At 65.7% G+C, this 18,779-nt stretch carries 21 protein-coding genes; 15 read left to right on the forward strand and 6 right to left on the reverse strand.

What is annotated here, in order from left to right; translation table 11 throughout:
- The first annotated feature begins 60 nt into the window (after positions 1-60).
- Entirely contained in the window at positions 61-1,884 is a 1,824-nt protein-coding gene (gene arcS / locus RH858_RS01660) for an archaeosine synthase subunit alpha (RefSeq protein ID WP_310561011.1), read from the forward strand.
- A 32-nt stretch (positions 1,885-1,916) separates the two neighbouring features.
- Here the strand turns inward: arcS and RH858_RS01665 are convergent, their stop codons facing one another.
- Positions 1,917-2,729, reverse strand: coding sequence for a CPBP family intramembrane glutamic endopeptidase (locus tag RH858_RS01665; RefSeq protein ID WP_310561012.1), 813 nt, complete (start codon positions 2,727-2,729; stop codon positions 1,917-1,919).
- A 110-nt stretch (positions 2,730-2,839) separates the two neighbouring features.
- Here RH858_RS01665 and RH858_RS01670 point away from each other — a divergent pair, with 110 nt between their 5' ends.
- From RH858_RS01670 to RH858_RS01700, 7 genes are all read left to right on the forward strand, one after another.
- Positions 2,840-3,523 (forward strand): LysE family translocator, encoded by a 684-nt coding sequence (locus RH858_RS01670; RefSeq protein WP_310561013.1) that lies wholly within the window; start codon positions 2,840-2,842, stop codon positions 3,521-3,523.
- A gap of 118 nt (positions 3,524-3,641) precedes the next feature.
- Positions 3,642-3,818, forward strand: a complete 177-nt coding sequence (locus RH858_RS01675; protein ID WP_310561014.1) for a hypothetical protein — start codon at positions 3,642-3,644, stop codon at positions 3,816-3,818.
- A 53-nt stretch (positions 3,819-3,871) separates the two neighbouring features.
- Complete coding sequence (locus tag RH858_RS01680) at positions 3,872-4,723, forward strand: hypothetical protein (protein WP_310561015.1); 852 nt, start codon at positions 3,872-3,874, stop codon at positions 4,721-4,723.
- 72 nt (positions 4,724-4,795) lie between these two features.
- Positions 4,796-5,248 carry a DUF371 domain-containing protein gene (locus RH858_RS01685; RefSeq protein WP_310561016.1) on the forward strand — a complete coding sequence of 151 codons (453 nt, stop codon included), beginning with the start codon at positions 4,796-4,798 and terminating at the stop codon, positions 5,246-5,248.
- 57 nt (positions 5,249-5,305) lie between these two features.
- The gene (nth, locus tag RH858_RS01690; protein ID WP_310561017.1) at positions 5,306-6,142 is read left to right on the forward strand and encodes an endonuclease III; all 837 of its coding nucleotides are present in this window, start codon (positions 5,306-5,308) and stop codon (positions 6,140-6,142) included.
- Between the two features lie 70 nt (positions 6,143-6,212).
- A complete protein-coding gene (locus RH858_RS01695) occupies positions 6,213-7,226 on the forward strand; it encodes a M48 family metalloprotease (protein ID WP_310561018.1) in 1,014 nt (337 codons plus the stop codon).
- Positions 7,223-8,365: a PQQ-like beta-propeller repeat protein gene (locus RH858_RS01700; protein ID WP_259533510.1), complete on the forward strand. Its 1,143-nt coding sequence runs from the start codon at positions 7,223-7,225 to the stop codon at positions 8,363-8,365. The genes RH858_RS01695 and RH858_RS01700 overlap by 4 nt, the downstream gene beginning before the upstream one ends.
- 57 nt (positions 8,366-8,422) lie before the next feature.
- Here RH858_RS01700 and RH858_RS01705 read toward each other — a convergent pair whose 3' ends face one another.
- From RH858_RS01705 to RH858_RS01715, 3 genes are all read right to left on the reverse strand, one after another.
- Positions 8,423-8,959 carry a CHRD domain-containing protein gene (locus tag RH858_RS01705; RefSeq protein ID WP_310561019.1) on the reverse strand — a complete coding sequence of 179 codons (537 nt, stop codon included), beginning with the start codon at positions 8,957-8,959 and terminating at the stop codon, positions 8,423-8,425.
- A gap of 145 nt (positions 8,960-9,104) precedes the next feature.
- Complete coding sequence (locus RH858_RS01710; RefSeq protein WP_259533512.1) at positions 9,105-10,496, reverse strand: M28 family metallopeptidase; 1,392 nt, start codon at positions 10,494-10,496, stop codon at positions 9,105-9,107.
- Between the two features lie 88 nt (positions 10,497-10,584).
- Entirely contained in the window at positions 10,585-10,866 is a 282-nt protein-coding gene (locus RH858_RS01715) for a DUF5808 domain-containing protein (protein WP_259533513.1), read from the reverse strand.
- Positions 10,867-10,990: 124 nt separating this feature from the next.
- Here RH858_RS01715 and RH858_RS01720 point away from each other — a divergent pair, with 124 nt between their 5' ends.
- The 5 genes from RH858_RS01720 to RH858_RS01740 all read left to right on the forward strand — a co-directional run bounded on the left by RH858_RS01720 (position 10,991) and on the right by RH858_RS01740 (position 15,084).
- Positions 10,991-11,833, forward strand: a complete 843-nt coding sequence (locus RH858_RS01720) for an HTR-like protein (protein WP_259533514.1) — start codon at positions 10,991-10,993, stop codon at positions 11,831-11,833.
- Positions 11,834-11,866: 33 nt separating this feature from the next.
- Entirely contained in the window at positions 11,867-12,796 is a 930-nt protein-coding gene (locus RH858_RS01725; protein WP_259533515.1) for a hypothetical protein, read from the forward strand.
- Complete coding sequence (locus tag RH858_RS01730) at positions 12,789-13,232, forward strand: transcription initiation factor IIA subunit 1 family protein (protein WP_259533516.1); 444 nt, start codon at positions 12,789-12,791, stop codon at positions 13,230-13,232. The genes RH858_RS01725 and RH858_RS01730 overlap by 8 nt, the downstream gene beginning before the upstream one ends.
- Positions 13,233-13,310: 78 nt before the next feature.
- Positions 13,311-13,640 carry a transcription factor S gene (locus RH858_RS01735; protein ID WP_259533517.1) on the forward strand — a complete coding sequence of 110 codons (330 nt, stop codon included), beginning with the start codon at positions 13,311-13,313 and terminating at the stop codon, positions 13,638-13,640.
- 73 nt (positions 13,641-13,713) lie between these two features.
- Complete coding sequence (locus RH858_RS01740) at positions 13,714-15,084, forward strand: isochorismate synthase (RefSeq protein WP_259533518.1); 1,371 nt, start codon at positions 13,714-13,716, stop codon at positions 15,082-15,084.
- Positions 15,085-15,145: 61 nt separating this feature from the next.
- On the opposite strand, the gene RH858_RS01745 is transcribed toward RH858_RS01740, so the two are convergent.
- Positions 15,146-15,886, reverse strand: coding sequence for a PAC2 family protein (locus tag RH858_RS01745; protein WP_259533519.1), 741 nt, complete (start codon positions 15,884-15,886; stop codon positions 15,146-15,148).
- A gap of 116 nt (positions 15,887-16,002) precedes the next feature.
- Between RH858_RS01745 and RH858_RS01750 the strand changes: the two genes are divergently transcribed.
- On the forward strand, positions 16,003-16,911 hold the full coding sequence (locus RH858_RS01750; protein ID WP_310561020.1) for an RsmB/NOP family class I SAM-dependent RNA methyltransferase: 909 nt from the start codon (positions 16,003-16,005) through the stop codon (positions 16,909-16,911).
- Positions 16,908-17,447 carry a hypothetical protein gene (locus tag RH858_RS01755; protein ID WP_310561021.1) on the forward strand — a complete coding sequence of 180 codons (540 nt, stop codon included), beginning with the start codon at positions 16,908-16,910 and terminating at the stop codon, positions 17,445-17,447. Before RH858_RS01750 ends, RH858_RS01755 begins: the two co-directional genes overlap by 4 nt.
- 47 nt (positions 17,448-17,494) lie before the next feature.
- Here RH858_RS01755 and RH858_RS01760 read toward each other — a convergent pair whose 3' ends face one another.
- Positions 17,495-18,670: an anion permease gene (locus tag RH858_RS01760; RefSeq protein ID WP_310561022.1), complete on the reverse strand. Its 1,176-nt coding sequence runs from the start codon at positions 18,668-18,670 to the stop codon at positions 17,495-17,497.
- Between the last annotated feature and the right edge of the window lie 109 nt (positions 18,671-18,779).

The following is an 18,779-nucleotide window of genomic DNA, read 5'->3' on the forward strand; positions in this document are numbered from 1 at the left end:
GGTGTAAGATCCCGGCGACGGAACGCAAAAGCTTCCCGCCTCCGGGTGCGATCCGTTTTCATGACCGACTACTTCGAAGTCCTCGAGCGGGACGCCGCCGCCCGGCTCGGGGAGCTCCGGCTCGATCCGCCGGTCGTGACGCCGGCGACGATCGACGGCCGGCTCCGGGACGCCGGCTCGCTGTGGGCCGCCGATCGGGAGATACCCGAGCCGGACGACTCGGTGTTGACAGTGCTTCCCCACCGGGCGTTTCCGTCCGGAACGCCGCCGGACGTTCGAGAGGCGTTCGCGGTCGATCCGACCGACGTCGACGCGCCGACCGCTGCAGTCGTCTCCAGTGACGCTGTCGAGTTGTCGGGCGAGGCGGAGATCGACATCGCTCCCGGCAACGAGATCGACCACCCGCCTGACTCGTACGTTCTCTCCGACGTCCAGGGGTTCATCGGCCATGCCGCCGGCCTGAAGGAGGCGATCCTCGCGGTCAAGGGGGCGATTCCGGCCGACACAGCGCTGTTTCTCTCCGGCGTGGCGACGCCGGCGAACGTCGCGACGCTTTCGTCTGTCGGCGTCGACCTGTTCGATCGGACGTACGCCCGGATCGCCGGCGCCCGCGGCCGATACCTCACCGCCGACGGCGAACACTTCCTCGAGGATCTGACCGAACTCCCCTGTTCGTGTCCGGCGTGTCAGGGTCCCCGGGAGGAGTTTACCCGCGAGGACTGCAGCCAGCACAACGTCAACGCGCTGGAGGCGGAGCTCCGCCGGGTTCGCGAGCGGATCCGCGCCGGGCGGCTCCGGGATTACATCGAGGGGCAGGCCCGCCACGAGGCGTGGCTGACTGCGACGTTCCGGGAGTTCGACGGGGAGTACGGCTACCTCGAACAGCGGACGCCCGTCGTGCGCGACACCGAACTGCTCGCCGCCAGCGAGGACACCATCCGGCGGGTGGAGATTCAGCGGTTCGCCGACCGGGTGACGACCCGGTACCGCAACCGGTTTTCCGCGCCGCTCGTGTTGCTCCCCTGCTCGGCCCGGAAGCCGTACAGCGAATCACAGAGCCACAAGCAGTTCCACGACGCGATCGGCTGGCGGGCCCACATCGTCTCGATGACCTCACCGATCGGGGTGGTACCACAGGAGCTGGAGCTCACGTATCCGGCACAGCACTACGACACGGTGGTGACGGGTCGGTGGTCCGAAGACGAAAAGGAGTTCGTCTCGGAGGTTCTGCGGCGGTATCTCGAGGGCAACGACTACCCGCGGGTGATCGCACACGTCCCCGACGAGGGCTACCGGGACATCTGCGAGCGCGTCAGCGAGGAGGCCGACGTCCCGTTCGAGTTCACCTGCGACGGGCATCCGACGTCGGGGGACTCGCTGTCGAACCTCCGGAATGCTCTCGACGGGGAACTGGCGTACGCGAAGCGGCAGCGGGAACACAACACCGTCCGGGCGATCGCCGACTACATGCTCGGGCCGGCTGCCGGCGATGACGTCTTCGGCGAGGGTGCGATCGAGACGACCGGCCGGTATCCGAAGCTCCAGATCCGGGCCCGCGACGTCGACCGCGGTGGCGACGACAGCGACCAGCTGGCGACAGTGGTGCCGCAGTACGGTACCCTGGCGTTCACCCTCGCCGGGGCGCGCCAGTGGGTCGACAGTGACGCCCCCACGAAACGGGTCGAGATCGACGGGTTCGTCCCCCACGGGTCGGTGCTCGCACCGGGGGTCGTCGACGCCGACGACGCGATCCGTGTCGGCGACGAGGTCGTCATCGAGGGGCCGAAGGCGTTCGCCGTCGGGCGGGCGGCGATGTCCGGCCCGGAGATGGTCGAATCGACGCGAGGCGTCGCCTCCGCGGTCCGGCACGTCGAAGAGACGTAGTCCCGGTACCGGGGTGTCGATCAGGGGTCCAATCACACCCGTGGCTCGATCGAGGGGTCCGACACCATCGACGGACCGTTCTTGAGCAGAAGCGAAAGCACGATCACCCACCAGAGACCGCCTCCGAGGAGCGGGAGGACAGGAGAGCCACCGAGCAGGCCGCCGGTAGCCGCGAGCACCGCGCCGAGGTTGGCCGTTCCGTGCAGCACCATCGCCGGAAGCGCCGACCCGTCAGTCGCGTTTACGAGCGCTCCGAGGACGACCGAGATTCCCAGAATCATCGCGCCGTACGACGCGAACGCCAACGGCGCGAGCGAGTAGTTCGGATCTCCCGTAAGGAACATCGGCAGGTGCCACGCCCACCAGATCACGCCGATCGCGAGTCCCGCGGTAAACACCGACGTCCGTTCCTGTAGCCGCGGCTGCAGAAACCCTCGCCAACCGATCTCTTCGGTTCCGCCCCAGACGAACACGTTCACGAGTACCCACACCACCATCAGGCCCACAGGAGCCGGCGGATCGTACCGCAACATCCCCCCGCCGACGGCCCCGATCACCGGTTGCAGATTAGTGACGATCAGCGGCGCGAGCACGGCGACGAGATACAGTGTGGGCCGAAGCCGCCAGTTAAGTCGTCGCCGGAACCACGACCGGAACGTCGTCTCACCCGCCCAGACGACGGTGATCGCGCCGATCAGCGGACCCCAGACGGACGGGATCGCCGTATAAAGGAGTTCGTCCCACAGGCCGAACAGGAAGAAGATTCCGTGCCAGAACCACGTCCAGGCGAACGTCACAAGGAGGAAGGCGGGGACCTGGTTGCGTCGGATCCACGCTCGCGGCATACCGAACGGGAACGCATCGAACTGTCAATAATATTGTGTTCGATCAGCTCCGGGACGATCCACGGGATCGAATCAATCCATTTATCGGGACTGCTGTCAGCCGATACGGTGTGGTATCGACACTGAGTTCGCTACTGCTGGGAACACTGTTCGGCCTGGCACTTGCGGCGCCCCCCGGCCCGATGAACGCGATCATCGCCGAGGAGTCCGTGGTCCGGGGGTGGCGGGAAGGCGTGCTGGCCGGACTGGGGGCGGGCGTGGCCGACCTGCTGTTTTTCGTCCTGGCGTCCGTCGGCGTCGTCGCGGTGATCGAGCGGTTCGAAACCCTGCAGGGCGTGATGATCGGCGCGGGTGGGCTGTTCATGCTGTACTTCGCGTACGACGCGACGCGGAGCGCCCGCGCGTCGTTTCGACCGACCGACGGGACGCTTCCCGAGAGCCGCGGGTTCCGGAAGGCGCTCGTCCTCGGGCTGTCGAACCCCTACCAGATCCTCTTTTGGCTCACGATCGGCACGGCGCTTTTGCGTCCGGGGCGGGTCGACCTGTTCGCGCAGGTGCCGTACGTCGGCGAGGCGCTTTCGGGGACCGTGATAGTCGAGACCGGCTCGACGGCGCTCGTCGGCGGGCTGTTCGTCGGAATCGGGATCTGGATCGTCGCCTACCCGGCGGCGCTGGTTTACGCCGAGCGACGGATCGACAGCATGGCGCCCGTCGTCGCAGTGCTGTCGGCGCTCGTGCTCGCGGGGTTCGGCGTCTACTTCCTGTCGGACGCGGCGGCGACGTTGCTGGGTTGAGCGACGATCGCGGTATCTCACGGGATCATCAAAGTAAGTGATTCCGGAGGCCTTCGGCGAGAGAACAGACATCATAGCTCACATACATTTTTTCACCGATGTAGACGAACAGTTCTGTATGGTAGTCATCCTTACCTCGTACGTGTCGATCGGCCTGGGAATCGTGCTGCTCGCGCTGGGGCTGTACCTGCGGAGCCAGAAACACGAGCAGGCGACGCTCGTTCTCGGGATCGGGACGGTGCTCGTCCTGTTTGGTCTTGCGCTGCTTGCGTGGTTCATGCGAGCGTTCTCATGACCGAAATGACGACGCGTCGATCGTTTTGTAAGCGAGCGGTCGGAGCCACAGCAGTGGCTGTGCTCGGCTCGCTCGCCGGCTGTGCGGGTCCCTGGAACGACGCGGCGGTATACTGGTCTGATCCGGGACAGCTCGGGCCCGGAGACGCCGACTACGAGTCGGTGCTCTCGAACGCGCGGGACGCCGGGTACACCGTCAAGGAGCCCTACTACGTGAATTCGCGGAATCCAGGTGGGATCCATCCGGAGGGTATCGCGCCCCTCGACGATCGATTTGGGCCGGATTACCGTGTGTTCGAGTTCGCGTTCTACCACACTCCACAGATCGTGATGGTCTTCGAGCTTACGGGCGGAACCTCGATCGCACTCTTCGACTGGCGGACGGTGATGGAAGATTTCGACCTCGAATCGTTCCCGCCCGCGGAGTGGATCGTCGAACGAATCATGCTATCGCTCGAAGTCGGGCGATCGACCGCCGAGACGTACGCCGCCGATCTCCGGGAGCAGGTGGTTGCAGGGACGCGAACCCCGCGAATCGACGTCTCCGATCCGGTGACGTTCCAGAACGCGTACGCCCACATGGAGGCGGAACGGACCGCCGTGGAGGGATCCGAAACCGGCGGCAACGGCTGGTACACACAGCGCTCGTTCCGAGACGAGGTGCAGTTCGCCGACGTTGACTTCGTCGTCCAGAGCCTCGCGGTCGTCCACGAGGACGGGGACCGCGAGTACCGGCTCAAGTTGGATCGGCTCGGCGGGTTCAACCTCCGGATCGAACTTCCAGCGGGCGAGGAAATTCCCGAAGCCGAGTATCGGGAGACGTTCCGGCGGATGTTCGAGGACGTAGGCCTCGATCCCGGACACGTCGACGAACTGGCGTTCGAATACACGCGATCGATGTGGTGAGGTTCGGTTTTTTCGGGAGACGGTTCGATCGAAGGTCGTCAGGGACTTGGTTCTCAGGCGAAGATACTCGGTATGGACGACGCTCTCACCGAGACGATCCGGGCCAGGGGTCACGAGAACGTCCGCGGCGAACACGAAAGCACTTTCGAGGTGACCAGCGACGACTGGCTCACGCCGGCGGGCGACTGCATCCTCGCGGTCGAGGCCGACCGAACGCCGGCGGAGTTCTCCCCGGAGTTCGTCGAGGCCTGCAGGAGCCGGGAGGCCACGATCACTGCCCGGCTTGAGGTGACTCCGGTCGGTTCGAACGACGGCGCCGAGCCGCTCGTCGAGACGATCACCGGACGTGGCGATCCGGAACTCACCTTCGAGAGCGACCGGAGCCTGGTTGGGCGCACGAGCGACTACGTCGACGACCGAACGGTGCTCGTGGAGGCGGATTCCGCCGCCGTCGACGTCGACAGGGAGCTGGTGGCTGCGCTGGCCGCGGGGGCCGAAGCGACTCTGACACTTTCCGTCGAGTGATCGAGCTAGATTTCGCCGATGAAAACGTTCTCGTCGGTGGAAACCATACGGCGGTGCATGGCCGAGGAACCCGCCGAGAACATAAGCGGTGGCGCCGGTGGCGGCGGTCGCGTGGAGGCGTTTCCGGACGGCGAACCGAAGACCCGGGCGGAGGCAGCCGTCGACGAGCTCGGGGACATGTACTGGGAGAAGGCGTACGGGGGACAGGCGGCCTTCGAGTGTCTCGTCCGGACGATCCTCTCACAGAACACCTCCGACAAGGCGAGCCAGCCCGCGTTCGACGAGTTGATCGCCCGGTACGGCCCGGAGAGGGATCCAGAGGACGGAAATCCGGAACGCGTCGACCTCGCCCGGGCGCTCGCCGACGCCGAGCGATCGGAGCTGGCGGAGACGATCTCCTCGGCCGGCCTGTACAACCAAAAGTCGAAGGTGATCGGCGAGGCGGCCGAGTGGGCGCTCGACTCGTACGGGTCGGCGGCTTCCTTCGACGAATACGTAACACAGGGTGAACCCGTGGATGTCCGCGAGACGCTCCTGTCGATCCGGGGAGTCGGCCCCAAAACGGCCGACTGCGTGCTGCTGTTTTCGGGGGGACAGGACGGTGTCTTTCCCGTGGACACGCACGTCCATCGGATCGCGCGGCGGATGGGTCTGGCCCCGCCGGACGCCGACCACGAGGAGGTACGCGAACACCTGGAGGCTACAATCCCCGGCGAGAAGTGCGGCTTCGGCCACACGTCGATGATCCAGTTCGGCCGTGAGTACTGCACTGCCCGGGAGCCGGCGTGTCTCGAAGGTCCCGAGGCGTGTCCGCTGTACGACCAGTGTGATCGGGTCGGGATCGACGAACTCGACGGTGAAGCGGTGGATCCGGCCGACACAGTCGAGCCGTAGCGGAACGAAAGTCGAACGAATCGGAGGATTTACTGTCGGATACGAACACCACGCGGGTACCTGCCCTCCCATGCACGCCGCGGATCCCGCCCTCGGACGTCGGATTCTGATAGCCAGTGTACTGGTGGTCCTCCTCCCGTTCGGATTCATCTACGCGTTCGTAGCCGCGATAAACCACGTGCTCCTCCCGTTGCTCGAATCGTTCGGACACGGGCCCTACCACGGGCGCGTCTACGTCAGCCCAGTGCTGGCTGTCGTGATCGTCCTCGGGGGACTGGCGACACAAGTCTGGTTCGGCCCCTCGACAGTGCTGGGGAGCATCGGTGCCCGTCGCATCACTCCCGACGAGCGCCCGGAACTACATGCTGCGGTGACTCGACTCGCACAGGCAGCGGACGTCGAATCACCCGACATCGCCGTCGCGAGCAACGACGCCCCGAACGCGGCTGCCGTCCGCGGGCCTGCGGGGGCGTCGATCGTCGTGACGACGGGGCTGCTCGACCGGCTGGACGGGGAGGAACTCGAAGCGGTTCTCGCCCACGAGATCGCCCATCTCAAGAACCGCGACGCGACCGTCATGACCGTCGCGTGGTTCCTCCCGACGGTCACCTACTATCTGGCGCTCGCGGCGGCGTACCTGCTGTACGGCACCTACCGGGCGCTCGGCGCTGGCAGTTCCTCCGGCAGAAACGGCCGCGGGCTGGCGAAGGCGGTGGTCGTCCTCACGGTCACTGCGGTCGTTACCATCGCCATCTCCGCGCTGTTCTGGGCGGCGAGCGTGCTGATCCATCGGATCCTCTCGCGATACCGCGAGTACGCCGCCGACCGGGGGGCGGCGACGCTGACCGGCGAGCCAGCAGCCCTCGCGAGCGCACTCCGAACCCTGGACGAAGAGATGTCCGAGATTCCGGACCGTGATCTCCGGAAGCTCGACGGCGGCGCCGAGGCGTTATACGTGGCCCCGCTTTCGGCGCGATCGTTCACCGACGCCGCACTCGTCTCCACGGACATCTTCCCCGACACCCACCCACAGACCGAAGACCGCATCGACCGCCTCCGCGAACTGGCTGGTGAAGTGGAATGAAGAACTCCCGACGACGACTCCTCGCGGCGATCGGAACCGGACTCGCCACCGGGATCGCCGGCTGTGGCTACGCCCCCGGCGGCGGTGACGTGCGCAGGGAAGCGTCGCTCCTAACAGGGATCGGTGGGCTGGGCGGCAGCAACCGGTTCGATGTCGAGGGGGATCGGATCGCCGCCGCCAAAAGCGGCCAGCAGTGGGTCGGCGAGTTCGGCGATCGATCGTTCGAGACAGCAACGACCGTGCACATCACCGACCGAGACGCCGAGGAGATCGGCGAGTTCGTCCACCTCGAACCGACCCTGGACCTGGCGCTGGGAGAACGCCTCGTTGTCCTCGACGAGGCGGGACGCCTCGTTGCCTCCGAGCCGATCCGAGCCCGCGAGGACGCCGACGAAACCGACGACACCGACGGCCTCGAAGAGGCCTGGCGTATCGAACTCGACGACCCGGACGCACCGATCGCCGCCGCCGACGGGACGGTGTACGTCCCCGACGGAAACAGACTCCTCGCAGTCCGGGACGGAACTGTCGTCTGGGAACGAAGCCTTGCTGGACCAGCAGAGACGCTCCAGGCCCAGGACGGGGTCGTGCTGGCCGCGATCGAGTCGGCCGCGCTCGCGCTGGATCCCGACGGCGGGGCTCGCTGGGAGTTCGAGATCGACGGACCGGCGACGTTCGCGGTCGACGGTGACCTGACAGTCCTCCGAGCACGAGGGAGCCTGTCCGGCGACGACACCGACCTCGCGGCTGTCGACACCGGTACTGGGGACGTCCGCTGGTCGACCACTGTCCAAGGCAGAGACGCTCGGCCGGCGATCGCCGACGGTCGGGTACACCTCGTGGTTCACGGGAGGGTGACCGCCTACGACCGGGACACCGGTGATCGACGATGGGAGACGGCGGACGTCGGCGCCGCACCGCCGATCGTTGCCGGGACCGAGGGCGTCTACTCGCTCGGTGAAAACTGCGAGGCGATCGGCGTGGACTCCGAGGGGCGACGGTGGAGTCGAACGCTCGACCGGGGGAGCTGTTCGGTCGTCGACGGCTGGATCGACGGGGAGACGGTCGCGTTTCTGCTCGCCGCCGGCGGAATCGTCTGGCTCCAGCGGGTCGACGAAGAGCCCGGGCTCTTGGGATAAGGGTCTCGAGCGACTCGAACTCCGAACCGAGAGCACGCCGTATTGCTGGATCGTTTTTCAAACGGCGATCCATCCGCCAACGGGACGTGGTCTGACTATGCCGGCTATCTCCCCACCCGATTCGAACTTCGTGTGAACGTTTACGACGCCGTTTCCCTCGACGAGTTCGTTCCAGATGAGATTCCGGACGGTTCCAACCGACTTGTCGACGTCATCGTCACGAATGGTTCCAGTTAATTTTTCGTCGTTGATTGGTTCACCCTCGTACAGCGTCACCCAGATCGGCCCGTCAGCTCGCCCCTCGCCGTGAATATGGGCCGCAAATGCACCGCCTTCCAGGTTTGCGACGTGCAGTTCGAAGTGGAGTTCAGTCCCGTCTGAATCTCCCTCCAGATCCACTCTTCCCCGCCCCCTGGAGCGCACTTTGTCGTGTCCTGGAATCGAGGGATTGTCCGAAAGGCGGGCGAAAAAAGTGGGGCCGGGATGTGAACCCCCGTGGTCGGCGGTGGCTGTCCCCGAACCGAGCAGCATACCCCCACCGATCCCGATCAACTTCAGTGCTGTACGACGCGACGTGTATGTTCTGTCAACCATGGGTACATCCCTCCGTGGATTTACTACTGTCGGCCCTCAACGGGGATAAGCATATTTCTGAATATGTGTCAGTTTTCTTTTACTCGTTTCCGAATATCGACAGGGATAGAGAGATCGGAACAGCGGAGCTCCGATAGCCCCCGACTCACTCCCACTTCTCGGGCCACAGGTCCGCCGCGCGCATCCCGACCTCGAATTCGGCCTCGCGGAACGCCGCGGAGAGTTTTTCGTCGTCCAGTCGCGGCAGTTCCCGCCGCCCCAGTTCGAACGCCAGAAGCGCCGTCAACATGGCGTGTTCGCGCACGTTCCGGTCGTCAATTTTGTCTCGAGTGTCGGCGTGGGTGTGGCCCCAGCCACGTCCGCGCTCGCCGCTGTCGCTGTGGAGCTGCAGTGCCGGGACGCCGCGCCGGACGAACGGCCACTGATCCGAGAACGGATGCGGTTCCGATTCGAGTTCGATCGGCTGGCGGGTCGCCTCCGACACGTCCTTTGTGGCACCCGCCGTCGCCTCCGATCCGTGGGAGTACGCCACCAGGTTTCGGTGGCGTCCGGCGCCGTCCACGTTGATCACGCCGTGGACGTCGGAGAGATCGAGCCGGTCTGCAAGCGCCTCCGCGCCGAGCAGTCCGACCTCCTCGCAGCCGACGCCGGCGACCCGAACGCGGGTCGGTAGTTCGTCTTCGACCGCCGAGAGAATCCGGGCGGTTTCGATGACGGTCGCGATCCCGCAGCCGTTATCCAGCGCCCCTTCGGCGATGTCGTGGGCGTCGTAATGGGCGAGCAACAGCAGCGTCCCGTCGGTCTCCGGGCCGAGACGTCCCACGACGTTCCGGCTCGTGGCCGGCGCGGTCGATGCTTCGACCGCGAGGCGGACGGTTCCCGTCCCCCCGGGCGAGTTGACCGCGTACTCCCGGAGCCACTCGCCGGTTTCGCTGCTGACCCCGACCGCCGGGGCGGCAGCCTCCTCCCCGAACGTGAGCGCCCCCGTCGGCGGGAGCTGTCCCGCCACGTGGTTTGCGAAGACGAACGCCTCCGCCCCCTTCTCGATCGCGTAGCCGAACTTCTCGATCCGATGGATAAATCGCCCGCCGGGCGGGGTCGTCGTCGAGGCGACCGCGATCCGGCCCTCGAGATCGACGTCGAGATCGTCGATCTCGTCGGGCGTGCCGTACCCCACGTCGACGAGGTCGCCGGTCATCTCGCCCGACGGGGAGTACGGGAGCGCGATCGCCTCGAACAAGCGTTCCCGTGGCGACAGCAGTTCCAGGGTAGATTCCCCCCGCTTCCAGCCGGTCAGTTCGAACGTCTCTTCGGTCACGTCGTCGACGCCTGCGTCCCGAAACGCCCGTGCGACCGTCTCGGCTGCCCGTCGCTCTCCGGAACTGCCGGCCATGCGACTCCCGATCGCGGTGATCTCGGTGAGAAACTCCCACGCGCTGCGATCGGTCCACGTGCGTCCGAGCGCGTCCAGAAGCGCCGGCGGATACGTCCCCGCTACATCCGCCGTGGACGGTGGCTCGGCTGGATCGTCTGACATGCTGAAAGCCACGCGACGGGGGCGAAAAAGCCTGGGGAAAGCGGCTGAACGGCCCGAGAGGGCGATTCAGTTGCGCGTCGATATCCCCTCAGTCGTCGACGATTACTTCGACGGGCCCGTCGTCCTGCTCCTCTTCGGTGTCGACGTCACTGCGGGACTCCCGGTCGTGCCACAAGAGCGCCCCGACGACCACGAGCGCGATCCAGGACCGCCAGTTCGCGAGGTTCAGCGTGTAGCCGATGCCGAACGGCTTCTGCACCAGCATCCCCTTGCCGGGCTGCCAGTAGGCCGAAAGCATCCGACCGAGGCTCGGTCGCTCGAAGTTGTACGGCACGCCGAAAACCTCGCCGGATTCGGGTTTGTCTGCCATACGAAAACCAACGACGGGACGGGATAAATCGTTTGTGTCAGCGTTCGGGTACATCTGCGTCGAGAACAGTCCACCCACCCAGACGCCGTAACGGCTAAGCGGCCGGCGCATCCACACGGTTGTTATGGGGAGCTTACCGCTGGGCGTGGGGCGACTCGACAGGCTTCTCGGCGGGGGAGCGCCGTCGGGAAGCGTCGTCCTCCTGGCCGAGGAGTCAGGTGCCGGCGCACGGGAGTTTCTGTACACCAGCGCCGCGATGAACGCGCTGTCACACGCGGATCAGGAACTGTTTTCGCTGCACTACGGCGATCTCGACCCGAACGTGTCGGTCCCGCCGGAAGTTCACTATCTCTCGTTGACAGAGGGGCCGGAATCGCTCCGTCGGGAACTCGCGTTCACGATGACCGAAGAGATCGTCGACGCAGCGATCGAGGAGATTCAGTTTCGTGATTTCTCACCCGAGTACTTCCAGCTATCCCCGCTGCCGCGGGAGTGGTATCTCGGAAACGCCACCTCGATCGGAGAGATGGGAAAGCGCGAACGGCGAGATGGAGTCCTCAGCACGCTGGGAGAATATCTGAGCGAACACGCGCCGGGGAACCTCGTCCTGCTCGACTCGTTGACCGATCTCACGACCGCGAGGGGTGGCGAGATGGAACGAGGATGGGACGACGTCATCATGCTCGTTCGCGGGCTCAAGAAGGCCGCGTTCCGCTGGGACGGACTGATACTGCTTCTGGTGAGCGAGGACGCGATCACCGACCGACAGTTCGGCGCGTTGATGGACGCCGCGAGCGGAACGTTGCGGTTCTCCTGGGAGACGGGCGGATCCCAGCGGGCGAGAACGATGGTCGTCCGGGAGTTCCGGGGCGTACTGTCCCGTCTCGAGGAGGAGGACATCGTACAGTTCGAGGTAGAGATCCACGAGGGTGGACTCGACATAAGCGACGTGAGGAAGATCCGATGAGTAGATGCCGACGCCATCTCGGGGGAAGCGAGAATGTCTGATACCGGCGAAAGTACGACCACACCACAGCTGCAGGAGGAGCTTGAATCGTGGCTGACCGACCGCGTCGAGGGGACCGACCGGACTCCTGGGGAGGAACTCGATCGCATCGTCGCCGTCTACCGACTCGCCACCGACGGCGCCGGCCCCGGAACCGACGGCACCGAGCTCGGCACCGACGGCGAGAACCCGCCCGACCTCGAGTCGATCGCACGGCTCCCCGACCGACTCGAAGAAACCAGAGCGGAGTTCCAGCAGGGGATCGAGGACGTCCGCGAACGCGTCATTCAGGTTCTCGAGGAGACCCACGACCGGGCGGAGAAAGACCACACGCACCCGGAGATCGACAACTCGATCGCCGACGTCACGGACCGGATCGAACCTCTCGAGGAATCGCTGGCAGACCTGGAAGCGTCACTGACGGAGCTCGAGGAGTCGATCGACGTCGAAGCGCAGCGTCAGGACATGGAGGCTCTCGAGTCCGATCTCGCGGAAACTACCGACCGCGTCGACGAATTCACGACGCGTTTCGGTGCCGTCGAGGATCGAACCGGGGAAATCGAGGGGAAACTCGACAGGCTCGCAAGCGCCGTCGTCGGGCTCCGAAGACGAACCGACCGGCTCGAAGCGAGGCTCGAAACCCAGGACCGACTGGACGCGCTCAAACGGGAAGCGAACCGGACGGGGAGTCGGACCGCAGACTGTGGGCAATGCGGTCGGACGGTCACGGTCGCGCTGCTTTCGGCCCCGAGGTGTCCGCACTGCGAGGCGGGGTTCCGGGAGATCGACCCGTCGCGGGGCTTTTTCGGTTCGGCGACGCTTTTGGCGGACGATCGGCCGGCGTTGGAGGGGGAGACTGCCCCTGAAGCGGATCCCGGGAACGACGAGTCTGACGACCGACGGGGGGCGACCGCCCGTGAGTGATCCGAACCGGGATCCCGACGGGAGGGACGATCCCTTCGCGGAACTCGACGACGGTGACGACTCGTCCGAGGATCCGTTCGAAGAACTGGACGACTCGTCCGAGGACCCGTTCGAAGAACTGGACGGCTCGCCCGAGGATCCGTTCGAGGAGATGGACGACGAGGAAGAGCCGATAGAGGACGTCTGGGAGACGCTCGGCGAGGGGGAGTCCGCGGGCGAGTCGACGCTGGCTCCCGTCGATGAAAAAGACAGGGTGGAAGCGGACGTCGTCGACAAGCGGTCGTTCTGCCAGCGCTGCCGGTACCTGTCGGCACCGCCGGCGGTTGAATGCACCCACGACGGAACCGAGATCCTCGAGGTCGTCGACAGCGAGAGGTTCAGGGTTCGAGGCTGTCCGATGATCGAGCGGGGCGGACCGGAATCGACGACGCGTTGACTCCCGACCGGCGGCGGATCCGCCGGTGGCGGCGTCCATCCACACGATTAATTTTGACGAGGTCGTATACACGGAGACATGCAGTTCTGTGAGGAGTGCGGTTCGATGATGGTGTCACAGGACGGAGAAATGACGTGTACGAACGACGACTGCGGTGCGACCGCAAAACGGGACGAGGGGCTGGCCGCGGAGTTCGTCTCGACGGACCAACAGCGCGACGACGACGTGATCGAAACCGAGGAAGGGGCGAACTTCGAGGGCAAACCGACGGCGGACGACGTCACCTGCGAGGAGTGTGGCCACGGCGAGGCGTGGTACACGATCAAACAGACCGCCTCCGCCGACGAACCGCCGACGCGGTTTTTCAAATGTAAGGAGTGTGGCCACCGGTGGCGGGACTACAACTGATCGAGGCGACAGTCGGTCGACCCGGTTCGGCGGATAGTCAGCCCTAAGAGTCCGGCACCCTCACTGTCCGTCGATGGAGTCGCCCCGAACGAGGAACCGCCCCGGCCTCGTCAGCCGGGCCAGACAGTTGCCGGAGACGTCGCTCCGGACAGCGTTCGACGCCCTCTCACCACCTCGAACTGTCTGGGGCCCCCCCGAGGGTGCACTCGTCGTCGCCGGAGGAGCGGCCGCCACGATCGAGGCGACGGAGGGGAACCGCTTTCGAGAGGTGGCATCGGCGATCGAGACGCTGTTCGATTCCGGAGACGTCCACGCGGGAACCGAGGCGGCTCGTCCTCGCGTGTTCGGCGGGTTCTCCTTTCACGGCGGCGACGGGGATCACCGCGAACACGACGACGGATCGACGTGGGACGGATATCCGGACGCGCGGTTTCTGTTGCCCAGCGTGCAGGTTACGCTCACGGATCGGGGCGCGTGGCTGACCGTCACCGAGGCGGGAGAGAACGCGCGGGTCGAGGACGTCGAGCGGCGTCTCGACGCCGAGTTCGACCGCCTCACCGAGACGTCGCAGGCAGCGTCTCCCCCGACCCCGCCGGGGATCGCAAAGCGGCGGCGGACCACCACCCCCGAAGAGTGGAGCGCGTCGATCCAGTCGGCGATCGACCGGATCGAGCGAAACGAACTCACCAAGGTCGTGTTCGCCCAGGCGCTCGAAGTCGAACTCGAGGGAAAACTGGATCCGGGCTCGACGCTGGATCGGCTCGGCAGCGCGTATCCCGACTGTTATCGCTTCTGTTTTGAAACGCCCGACGGTGAGGCTGCGTTCTTCGGAGCGACGCCGGAACGACTCGTCTCTCTGCACGGTCGGACCGTCGAGACCGGAGCGCTCGCCGGCACGACCGGCCGCGGCGAGACGCCCGCCGAAGACGAGTGGCTCGCACAGCAGCTCCGAACGGACCCGAAAAACGCCCACGAGCACGAGCTCGTGGTTGAGGCGATCCGCGACCAGTTGTCCCCGTTTTCGGCCTCGATTTCGACAGGGGAACGACGGATCAAGCGGCTCGCGACCGTCCAGCACCTCTGGACGCCGATAACCGCCGAACTGGTCGGCGATCGCGGCGTTCTCGAACTCGTGGAGGCGTTACACCCGACCCCGGCGGTCGGCGGCGTTCCGCCCGAACGCGCACTCGAGACGATCAGGGAGACGGAACCGTTCGACCGCGGCTGGTACGCCGCACCGGTGGGGTGGGTCGACGCCGCCGGAAACGGCGAGTTCGCGGTCGCGCTCCGGTCGGCGCTTGCAGCCGGATCGAGTGCGACCCTGTTTGCCGGTGTCGGCGTCGTCGGCGACAGCGATCCCGACGAAGAGTGGGACGAAGCGCAGCTCAAGTTCCAGCCGGTCTTGAACGTCCTCGAGGACGCAGACGGCTCCGAAGAAAAATAGCGCTCCGATATTCCGTCCGAAACTCAGTCTGAAACTCCGTCCGAAACTCCGTCCGACAGAACTACTGGTACATCCGCAGCGGTTGCACCTGTGTGCTCTCCTCGCCGCCGCTTTGCATCTGCTGTGCGAGCTGTTCTTTCGCCGTTCTGATCTCGCTTGCGCTATCGACGAGGTCGTCGACGGGGAACTCCCTTCCCGTCAGCGGTTCGATCCCCTCCGTGATGACGATCCGGGCAGCTTCCGGGTCGGGGAACTGCGGATCCGATTCGACGACGAAGCCGACAGCAGTCGTGTCGTTCTCGATGGCGTGAGCGAGCAACGCCCCCGTCGGCCCGGTTACGATCCCGGTTTCGGTCGGATCGCCGATACCGACATCCGAGAGCAGTCGACCGCCGTCGCCCGCACAGATCCCGTACAGCTCCGGCGGTTCGGCGTCCTTCTCCCGCGGAATCCCGGAGAGATACACGGGCGTTACCTCCTCCTCGTCGAACCAGCCCTGGATGCAGTTTGCGATCTCCGTGGCCGCGTCCGGCGAGACCGGGATGTCGCTTTGCAATACCAGAAGGTCGCCGGTTTCGTTAGCGTACAGTCTCAGCGGCGTCGAAAGCGTCGGATCCCCCTCCTCGTATCGTGCGACGGACGGGAGCCCGCTACAGTGGACGTTCGCGTACTGAGTCATCTCGAGGGCGTCGATCAGGTGATCGGCGACGATCTTTCCGACCAGCCCCACGCCCGGAAGCCCCTCGATCATGTACGGTTCCGTCAGTTCGACGTCGTCCTCGAGAATGCGAACATGTGCCATAGTAGAGGCAACTCGACGGAACATATAAAGTGTGGTGTGGTCCCGCAGCACCCGGGATGCGGGGAACTGACCGCCGACTCCGAAACCGACAAACGCCTCCCCGCCGAGAGGCGAGTATGAACCCACTCGAGCGGTACGAACCGCTCGTCGACGATCCAGCGGCGTTTCGAGCCGCCTGCGACCGCCCGCTCCCGTCGGTCGTCCGCGCGAACACGATCAAGTCGACCGTCGAGCGGGCCCGACAGGGGCTCGACTCCGAGGGCGTCGACTACGAACCCGTCGACTGGCACGAAGGCCTGTTCCGACTCGACGGGCACAGTCCCGGGCGCAACTGGGCGTACGTCCACGGCTGGCTCCACGGCCAGGAGGAGGTATCGGTGCTGCCCGGCATTGCACTCGGCCCCGACCCCGGCGAGCGCGTGCTCGACCTCTGTGCGGCCCCGGGAAGCAAGACGAGTCAACTCGCGGCCGCCATGGACGACAGCGGCACGCTCGTCGCTAACGACAACAACCTGGGCCGGCTCTCGGCGCTGCGGCACAACTGCGAGCGCCTCGGGGTCACCAACGTGGCGGTGACGAACCAGGACGGCCGGAACTTCTCGGTGAAACCGTTCGGCTTCGAGGCGTTCGACCGGGTCCTCGTCGACGTCCCCTGCTCGTGTGAGGGGACGTGTCGGAAGAACCCGGATGTTCTCGAGGAGTGGTCGCTGGGTCACGTGGAGTCGATCGCGGGGATTCAGAAGGGACTGCTGCGCCGGGCGGTCCAGCTGACTGCGCCGGGCGGCCGCGTCGTCTACTCGACGTGCACATTCGCACCCGAGGAGAACGAAGCGGTGGTCGATCACGTCCTCGACCTTGAACCGTGTCGGATCGACCCAATCGCTCTTCCGCTCGTAACTGCCGAAGGCGTCACCGAGTGGGAGGGGGAGAGGTACGACGAGAGCCTCCGGGACACCCACCGCGTGTATCCCCACCACAACGACACGGGCGGGTTCTACTGTGCGACCCTGGAGGTGACAGGATGACCGACAAATCAGATCCGGCCGACGCCCCCACGAACGACGGCCAGCGGTTCGACCGACTGCCCGAAACTGCGGACGACCGGACGGTTCCCGGACGGGCCACGCGGGCGGAGGTACTCGAGTGGTGGGAGGGCCGGTTCGGGATCCCGCCGTCGACGTTCGACGAGCACAGCTTCTGGGAGAAGGGCGCCGGAAAGATCTGGGCGTACAGCGGCGAGGCGCCATCGCCGATCGAGATCGAGGGGCTCGGCCTCGCGTTCCTGCGCACGAGACAGGAGCACTGGAAACCGACGACGAACGCCGTTCAGCGGTTCGGGGGCGAGGCGACGAAAAACGTGATCCAGGTCGAGGGCGAAACCGCGACCCGGTTCCTCGCCGGCGAAGACCAGGAGGTCGACTGGGACGGCGACTGGGGCTATCTCGTCGTCACACACGAGTACGCCGGCGAACCGGAGCCGATCGGCGTCGGGCTGTACCTCTACGACGAACTCAGGTCGGTCGTTCCGAAGGGGCGACAGGAGTCGCTCGATCCCTTATAAACCGATCTGCGCTGGTGCGGGGGCGAAGTCGACCCCCTTCCCCCAAGTCACCACCAGAACGAAAACAGCACCCAGAACGTCGCGTACGCCCCGACCGTCGAGATGATCGGCACGACGTTTTGCATCACGATCACCCGACCGGTAGTGGAGGGATCGAAAAGGTCGGCGGCCGAGGGGATGTCCTCCGGCTCCTCCTCCCCGATTTCGGGCGCTTGCTCGCCCGGTTCGTCGGCCGCGAGTGCGCCGACCGACACGTTCGGCTGCTCTTTGCCCCGCAGCCCCTCCGAGACGGTAACCGATCGGGTCGCCCGCCCCCACCCGAGTCCGACGATGGACATCGTCGCGATGATGACGAACGAGGCGGGGATCCCGATCGCCGAGAGGCCGACCACGATCCCGGAGGAGACGACCGCGACGACGATCGCCGCCGTGAGGGGAAGGTCGGTGATGTCGTTGCCCAGCGTGTCCAGCGTCCGGCGGGCGATCGTGAACGCGCCCACCGCGACCGCGGCGCTGCCGAGCAAGATCAGCGGATCCATCTCGACGCCGGCGCCGTAAAGCGGCGCGATCGCGTTCGCGATGTTCGACGTTCCCGAGGAGAACGCCATCAGACAGCCGATCGTGATCAGGACCAGGACGCCGACGAACTCCCGGGTCGTCGTGTTCGGCCCCTTTCTGGGCACGGGGACGGCCCCCGAACGGTCGAGTTCGATCAGCGCACCGTCGGTTTGCGTGATCGAAACCCAGCGGTTGATCGTCGGGTAGAAGTACCGCCCGATCACTCCCGAGACCCAGAAGCCGATGATCGGCGCGACGATCCACCAGACGGCGATCTCCCCCATCACGGCCCAGTTGAGCTGTCCGGTGGCGACCCCGAGGCCGGCGATCGCGCCGACCGCCGTCATCGACGTCGACGCCGGTACGCCGAAGTAGTTGCCGATGAACAGCGCCCCGCCGATGAAAAACAGCACGACGATGCTCGCCTCGATGGTGAAAACGCCCGGATCGTGCACGAGTTCCTGCCCAAGCGTGTCGACGACGCGGCGGCCAATAGTCCAGGCACCCACGAGGAAGAACACAGACATCAGCGCTGCCGCCATCCCTTTCGAGATGACATCTGCGCCGACTGCGGGCCCGAACGCCGGGCCAGTCGTCGCGCCCCCGATGTTGAAACCGACGAACAGCGCGACGACGAGTCCGATCAAAAGAAGCGGTTCGATCATACGTTCACGGACCGCTCCCGCCGGGTTAAAAGATGCGACTTTGGGAAAGAGCTACGGACCGCTGTTTCGTATCACGACCGAACTGACGGAGAGCTCCGTCGAAGGAGGA

Source organism: Halalkaliarchaeum sp. AArc-GB (assembly GCF_031432225.1).
Taxonomy (GTDB): domain Archaea; phylum Halobacteriota; class Halobacteria; order Halobacteriales; family Haloferacaceae; genus Halalkaliarchaeum.

What these genes read in the sequence shown, in the direction of transcription:
- arcS (WP_310561011.1), top strand. Translation starts at nt 61, where the DNA reads ATGACCGACTACTTCGAAGTCCTCGAGCGGGACGCCGCCGCCCGGCTC.
- RH858_RS01665 (WP_310561012.1), bottom strand. Translation starts at nt 2,729, where the DNA reads ATGCCGCGAGCGTGGATCCGACGCAACCAGGTCCCCGCCTTCCTCCTT.
- RH858_RS01675 (WP_310561014.1), top strand. Translation starts at nt 3,642, where the DNA reads ATGGTAGTCATCCTTACCTCGTACGTGTCGATCGGCCTGGGAATCGTG.
- RH858_RS01685 (WP_310561016.1), top strand. Translation starts at nt 4,796, where the DNA reads ATGGACGACGCTCTCACCGAGACGATCCGGGCCAGGGGTCACGAGAAC.
- nth (WP_310561017.1), top strand. Translation starts at nt 5,306, where the DNA reads ATGGCCGAGGAACCCGCCGAGAACATAAGCGGTGGCGCCGGTGGCGGC.
- RH858_RS01695 (WP_310561018.1), top strand. Translation starts at nt 6,213, where the DNA reads ATGCACGCCGCGGATCCCGCCCTCGGACGTCGGATTCTGATAGCCAGT.
- RH858_RS01700 (WP_259533510.1), top strand. Translation starts at nt 7,223, where the DNA reads ATGAAGAACTCCCGACGACGACTCCTCGCGGCGATCGGAACCGGACTC.
- RH858_RS01705 (WP_310561019.1), bottom strand. Translation starts at nt 8,959, where the DNA reads ATGGTTGACAGAACATACACGTCGCGTCGTACAGCACTGAAGTTGATC.
- RH858_RS01710 (WP_259533512.1), bottom strand. Translation starts at nt 10,496, where the DNA reads ATGTCAGACGATCCAGCCGAGCCACCGTCCACGGCGGATGTAGCGGGG.
- RH858_RS01715 (WP_259533513.1), bottom strand. Translation starts at nt 10,866, where the DNA reads ATGGCAGACAAACCCGAATCCGGCGAGGTTTTCGGCGTGCCGTACAAC.
- RH858_RS01720 (WP_259533514.1), top strand. Translation starts at nt 10,991, where the DNA reads ATGGGGAGCTTACCGCTGGGCGTGGGGCGACTCGACAGGCTTCTCGGC.
- RH858_RS01725 (WP_259533515.1), top strand. Translation starts at nt 11,867, where the DNA reads ATGTCTGATACCGGCGAAAGTACGACCACACCACAGCTGCAGGAGGAG.
- RH858_RS01735 (WP_259533517.1), top strand. Translation starts at nt 13,311, where the DNA reads ATGCAGTTCTGTGAGGAGTGCGGTTCGATGATGGTGTCACAGGACGGA.
- RH858_RS01740 (WP_259533518.1), top strand. Translation starts at nt 13,714, where the DNA reads ATGGAGTCGCCCCGAACGAGGAACCGCCCCGGCCTCGTCAGCCGGGCC.
- RH858_RS01745 (WP_259533519.1), bottom strand. Translation starts at nt 15,886, where the DNA reads ATGGCACATGTTCGCATTCTCGAGGACGACGTCGAACTGACGGAACCG.
- RH858_RS01750 (WP_310561020.1), top strand. Translation starts at nt 16,003, where the DNA reads ATGAACCCACTCGAGCGGTACGAACCGCTCGTCGACGATCCAGCGGCG.
- RH858_RS01755 (WP_310561021.1), top strand. Translation starts at nt 16,908, where the DNA reads ATGACCGACAAATCAGATCCGGCCGACGCCCCCACGAACGACGGCCAG.
- RH858_RS01760 (WP_310561022.1), bottom strand. Translation starts at nt 18,670, where the DNA reads ATGATCGAACCGCTTCTTTTGATCGGACTCGTCGTCGCGCTGTTCGTC.